Source organism: Actinomadura sp. KC345, assembly GCF_004348515.1.
Taxonomy (GTDB): domain Bacteria; phylum Actinomycetota; class Actinomycetes; order Streptosporangiales; family Streptosporangiaceae; genus Spirillospora.
Window position 1 is genome coordinate 1 of sequence record NZ_SMKH01000407.1, and the last position, 5659, is coordinate 5659.

Annotated in this window: 5 protein-coding genes; 1 reads left to right on the forward strand and 4 read right to left on the reverse strand. The window is 75.2% G+C overall.

Annotated elements, in window-relative coordinates:
* The 4 genes from E1281_RS36740 to E1281_RS36755 all read right to left on the reverse strand — a co-directional run.
* A partial coding sequence (locus tag E1281_RS36740) for a MerR family transcriptional regulator (protein ID WP_243717761.1) occupies positions 1–298 on the reverse strand: 298 nt, incomplete at its 3' end.
* Between the two features lie 46 nt (positions 299–344).
* Entirely contained in the window at positions 345–881 is a 537-nt protein-coding gene (locus E1281_RS36745) for an FHA domain-containing protein (protein WP_131884312.1), read from the reverse strand.
* 379 nt (positions 882–1260) lie between these two features.
* Positions 1261–2739, reverse strand: coding sequence for a HAMP domain-containing sensor histidine kinase (locus E1281_RS36750; protein WP_131884313.1), 1479 nt, complete (start codon positions 2737–2739; stop codon positions 1261–1263).
* Positions 2739–3431, reverse strand: a complete 693-nt coding sequence (locus E1281_RS36755; RefSeq protein ID WP_165959265.1) for a response regulator transcription factor — start codon at positions 3429–3431, stop codon at positions 2739–2741. The genes E1281_RS36750 and E1281_RS36755 overlap by 1 nt, the downstream gene beginning before the upstream one ends.
* A 142-nt stretch (positions 3432–3573) precedes the next feature.
* Between E1281_RS36755 and E1281_RS36760 the strand changes: the two genes are divergently transcribed.
* Positions 3574–5659 (forward strand): MMPL family transporter (locus tag E1281_RS36760; RefSeq protein ID WP_131884314.1); only part of this gene is annotated, 2086 nt, incomplete at its 3' end.

The following is a 5659-nucleotide window of genomic DNA, read 5'->3' on the forward strand; positions in this document are numbered from 1 at the left end:
CGGCGGGCCCGCCGGAGCCGAGCGGGGGGACGTTCTCGCCGCGGTCGCGCGCCTCCAGGTGCTGCCTGATGACGCGCAGCGGCAGGTAGTGGTCGCGCTGCGCGGTGAGGACGAGCCGGAGCCTCTCCACGTCGGCGTCGGCGAACTTGCGGTAGCCCGAGGGGCTGCGCTGCGGTTCGACGAGGCCCTCGGACTCCAGGAACCGGATCTTGGAGATGGTGATGTCCGGGAACTCGGGCCTGAGCAGGCCGAGGACGTCCCCGATCGTCATCAGGGACCGGGCTGGCTGCGCGTTCAAGGCCCCTCCCCTCGTCGCCGCGACCTCGTACTCGCCTGCTCGCCGGTCAGCCGTGCGCCGGGTTGGTCAGGAACACCAGCCGGAACTTGCCGATCTGCACCTCGTCGCCGCCCGACAGGGCGGCCTGGTCGATCCGCTGCCGGTTGACGTAGAGGCCGTTGAGGCTGCCCACGTCGCGGACGGAGAACGCGGTGCCCTGGCGGGAGAACTCGGCGTGCCGCCGGGACACGGTCACGTCGTCCAGGAAGATGTCGCTCTCGGGGTGCCGTCCCGCGGACGTGCGGTCCTTGTCGAGGAGGAAGCGGCTGCCGGCGTTCGGGCCCCGCTTCACCACCAGGAGCGCGGTCCCCGGGGGAAGCGCCTCGGCGGCCACCTGGTCGGGGCCGACCGGCTCCTCGGCGCCCGCGTCGGTGTCGAGGGCCTCGAAGCCGCCGATGGAGATCGTCGAGGTGGACTCGCCGGGCGACTCGCGAGGAGGCAGCGGCGACGGCGAACTCCGGGTGAGCGGAGTGCCGCAGTTCGAGCAGAAGCGGGCATCATCCGGGTTGGCGTGACCGCACTGCGTGCAGTAGACGCTCGGCATCGATCGGCTCGGCCTCCTACCATCGGCGTGCCGCCCGCGGCCGCCCCGCCGCAGCGGGAGCCGCCTGCGCCACGCGCATCCATCAAACCAACCCACACCGGGGACCCGCCCCCGGCCACGGTCCAACTCACCGGCCGCTCACGCGACGGTCGCCAGAACTTACGCGGGTATTACCCGAGGGGTCAACTGGAACGGTGAGCCGACCGGACCAAACTACATTCGTCGATGATCGCAGGTCCATGCCGCCGCGCGGACGGCCCCGGTCGCGACGCATGTGCCGTCCACGGCTCACCGCTTCCCCCGTTCCCTCTCCAGAGACCGTATCGCGCCCGCGGCCACTTTCGCGCACGGGTCGATCAGGACGGCGGCGGGCGGCCGGTCAGCGCGGCAGCGTGACCGTGAACACGGTGCCTCCGCCCGGCGCCTCCGCGACCGAGGCGCGGCCGCCGTGCGCCTCGGCCACGGCCGCGACGATCGGCAGGCCGAGCCCGGAGCCGCCGCGGTCGCGGGAGCGGGACGGGTCGGCGCGGTAGAACCGCTCGAAGACCCGGGCGCGGTCGTCCGCCGCCAGGCCGGGGCCCTCGTCGCGGACCTCCAGGACCGCCTCCCCGCCGCGCGCGGCGACCCGGACGGCGGCGGCCGTGCCCGGCGGCGTGTGGCGGCGGACGTTCGCCAGCAGGTTGTCCAGGATCTGCCGGAGCCGTTCGGCGTCGCCGCTGACGACGACCGGGCCGTCCGCCTCCAGGGTCAGCGGGTGGTCCGGCCCGGCGACGGCGGCGTCCCCGGCGGCCTCGGCGGCGAGCGCGGCCAGGTCGACGGGCTCGCGCTCCAGCGGGCGGCCCTGGTCCAGCCGCGCGAGCAGCAGCATCTCGTCGACGAGGCGGCCCATCCGCTCGGTCTCGGACTCGATGCGGCTCATGGCCTTGGCGAGGTCCTCCGGACGGTCCGCGGCGCCGCGGCGGAACAGCTCGGCGTACCCGCGGACGGTGGCCACGGGGGTGCGCAGCTCGTGGGAGGCGTCGGCGACGAAGCGGCGCAACCGGTCCCGCGACTCCTCGCGTTCCCGGAACGCGGCCTCGATCTGCCCGAGCATGGCGTTCAGGGCCGCGGCGAGCCGCCCGGCCTCCGTCTTCGGGCGGGGTACCGCGAGCCTGCGGGCCAGGTCCCCGGCGCCGATCCGCGCGGCGGTGGCGGCGATCTCCTCCAGCGGGCGGGTCGCCCGGCGGACGGACCGCCACGCGAGGAGGCCGAGGCCGAGGAGCGCGGCGGCGGTGACGGCGACCTGCGTGCCGACCGTGCGGCCGAGGAGGTCGTCCTCCTCGCCCGTCCGCATGGCGGTGACGAGGACGGCGCGCTCTCCGGGGACCCACGCGGTGCGGACGAGCCACCCGGTCCCGTCGCGCCCGAAGGGGCCCTCGTCCACGCGGGTGCGGTCGCGGGTGCGGACGAACCGCTCCCCGTCGGGGTTGCCGCCCGTGACCCGGCCGGGGCGCAGGTCGCCCGGCAGCGGCGGGCCGCCGCCGAGGGGCCCGCTCTGGAGGGACACGGTCTGCACGACGGCGCCGTCCGGGCGTCGGACCTGGATGAACGCCGGAAGGCCGCCGTCCTCGGCGGCCGCGCCCCACAGCCGCGCCAGGTCGGCGGTCTCGGGCGGCAGCCGCAGCTCCCCCCGGCCTCCGCCGTTCGCCGCGCGCTCGCCGACGAGGGCGGCCGCCTCGCGCCCCACCGCGGTCATCCGGCGGTGCTCGCCCTCACTTTTCCAGTCGAACAGGGCGGCGAAGCCGGACCCGCCCGCGATGAGCAGGCCGAGCGCCAGCAGGGCGAGCTGGGTGAGGACGAGGCGCCTGCGCAGCGACATCAGCCGTCCCGGGGCATGCGGAGGATGTACCCGACCCGCGGCACCGTGTGGATGAGGCGGGGGTCGCCGTCGTCCAGCTTGCGGCGCAGGTAGCTGATGTAGGTCTGGACGACGCCGTCGCCGCCGCCGAAGTCGTACTGCCACACGTGGTCGAGGATCTGCCGCTTGGTCAGCACCCGCCCGGCGTTGAGGAGCAGGTAGCGCAGCAGCGTGAACTCGGTGGGGGTCAGGTCGATCAGGACGCCGCCGCGCCGCACCTCGTAGGCGTCCTCGTCGAGCTCCAGGTCGGCGAACGCCAGCCGGGCCCGCTCCCGCGCGGCCGGCCGGGTGCGGCGCAGCACGGCGCGGATCCGCGCGATCAGCTCCTCCAGGCTGAACGGCTTGGTCACGTAGTCGTCCCCGCCGACGGTGAGGCCCTTGACCTTGTCCTCGGTGGCGTCGCGGGCGGTGAGGAAGACGACCGGGGCCTCGCAGCCGTCCCGCCGCAGCCGGGCGCAGGCGTCCATGCCGGACAGGTCGGGCAGCATCACGTCCAGCACGATCAGGTCGGGGCCGAAGCGCGGGACGGCCGCCAGCGCCTCGGCGCCGGATCCGGCCACGGCCGTCTCGAAGCCCTCGTAGCGCAGCGCGGTCGAGACGAGGTCGGCGAGGTAGGCCTCGTCGTCCACGACGAGGATCTTGGTGGGCGTCACGGTGCCAGTCTGTCCGCTGACCGCCGCGGGCGCACTGTGAGCGATCTGCGGAATTTCTGGGAGATCGCTGTGCGGACGTGTTCACAGGGATCTCCAAGGCCGTTCGAACGGAACCGGAAGAGCGGGCCGCTGCAGTGGGCGCATGGACAGATTCTCCGAATTCGTGCTGCGGCACCGGCTGCTGGTCGGCCTGGTGTGGCTGGCGGCCGCGTGCGCGGGCGCCTTCGCCGCCGCGCAGGTCCCCGACCGCCTCACCGAGGACTTCGCCCCGCCCGGCTCGGCCGCGCGGGACGCCAACGCGGCGATCGCCTCCGCCTACGGGACGGGAGGCGCCGAGACGCCGCTCGTCCCGGTCGTCACGCTGCCCGCCGGGACGTCCGCGGACTCGCCCGGGGTCCGCGCGGCGCTGCGGGAGGCGTTCGCGGCGGGCGGGGAGCGGGTCGGCGCCCGCGTCGTCTCCCACGCGACGACCGGTGACGGCCGCTTCACCGGGGACGGCGGCCGGACCGTCTACGGCCTGGTCTTCCCGCCCGCCGCGCAGGAAGAAGACGGCATGGAGGAAGGGCCGGACCCGGCCGGGCCGCTCGCGGAGGCGATGCGCGCACATCTGCCGCCGGGCGCCGCGCTCCGCGTCACGGGCATGGAGCGGCTGGAGGAGGAGGCGGGGAGCGAGGGCCCCAGCGTCCTCGTCGAGACGCTCGTGGGCGGGCTCGGCGCCCTGGTCGTCCTCGCGTTCGTGTTCGGCTCGGCGCTGGCGGTCGTGCCGCTCGTCGTCGCGGCCGTGTCGATCCTGACCTCGTTCACGCTCGTGTACGGCCTCACGGGCGTCACCGACATGAACTTCATGGTGCAGTTCGTCGTCGCGCTCATCGGGCTCGGGGTGGCCGTCGACTACTCGCTGCTGCTGGTGACGCGCTGGCGGGAGGAGCGCGCACGCGGCCTGGACCCCGAGGACGCGGTCAGGCGCGCCATGGCGACCGCCGGGCGCGCGATCGTGTTCAGCGCCGCCGCCGTCGTGATCGGGCTCGTCGCCATGCTGGCGATCCCGGTGGAGTTCCTGCGCAGCGTCGCCTACGGCGGCGTGGTCATCCCGGCGGTGAGCGCGCTGGCGACGCTGACGCTGCTGCCGGTCGTCCTCGTCACGGCCGGCCCGGCCCTCGACCGCGTCGCGCCGCGGCGGCGCGGCGCCGCGGACCGGCCGGGCGCCCGCGCGGACCGGGCGTGGACGGCGTGGGCCCGCCACGTCGTCCGGTTCCGGGTCCCGGCCGCCCTGGCGGCGCTGGCCGCGCTCGGGACGCTCGCGTTCGCCGCCGCGGACATGAACCTCGGCGAGCCGCACAGCAGCGCCCTCGCCAAGTCGGGCCCCGCCTACGAAGGGCTCGCGGAAGTGCGGCGGGCCGGGGTGCCGTCCGGCGTCCTCACGCCGGTGGACGTCCTGCTGCCGCCCGGCGCGGAGCCCGCCGCAGCCGCCGCCGGGCTGCGCGAGGTGCCCGGCGTCCACGCCGTCGCCGCGCCCGCGGGCGGCATGTGGCGGCGGGACGGCACCGCGCTCGTCACCGTGCTCCCCGCGGCCGAAGGCGGAACCGGCGCGGGCAAGGGCACCGTCGAGGCCGTCCGGGAGGCGGTGCCGCCGGGCGCCCAGGTGGGCGGCGAGACCGCGAACGACATCGACTTCACCGCCACGGTGTACGGGACGTTCCCGGCCATGCTGGGGCTCATCTGCCTGCTGACGTTCGTCCTGCTCACCCGCGCGTTCCGGTCGCCGCTCCTGGCGCTCAAGGCGGTGCTGCTCAACCTGCTGTCGCTGGCGGCCGTCCTGGGCGCGATCGTGCTGGTCTGGCAGCGGGGCCACGGGAGCGACCTGCTCTGGGGCATCTCCGCGACCGGCTCGATCGCCGCGTTCGTCCCGGCGATGGTCTTCGCGTTCCTGTACGGCCTGTCGATGGACTACGAGGTGTTCATCCTGGCGCGGATTCGCGAGGAGTACGACCGCACCGGGTCCACCGGGACCGCCATCGTGGAGGGGCTCGGCAGGACCGGGCGCCTGGTGACCGGCGCGGCGCTGATCCTGTTCCTCGCGTTCGCGTCGCTGGCCGCCGCGCCCATCGTCGAGGTGAAGATCTTCGCCACCGGCCTGGCGATCGGCATCCTGCTGGACGCGACCGTGGTGCGGGCGCTGCTCGTGCCCGCCACGATCTCGATGTTCGGCCGCTGGAACTGGTGGATGC

What these genes read in the sequence shown, in the direction of transcription:
- E1281_RS36745 (WP_131884312.1), bottom strand. Translation starts at nt 881, where the DNA reads ATGCCGAGCGTCTACTGCACGCAGTGCGGTCACGCCAACCCGGATGAT.
- E1281_RS36750 (WP_131884313.1), bottom strand. Translation starts at nt 2,739, where the DNA reads ATGTCGCTGCGCAGGCGCCTCGTCCTCACCCAGCTCGCCCTGCTGGCG.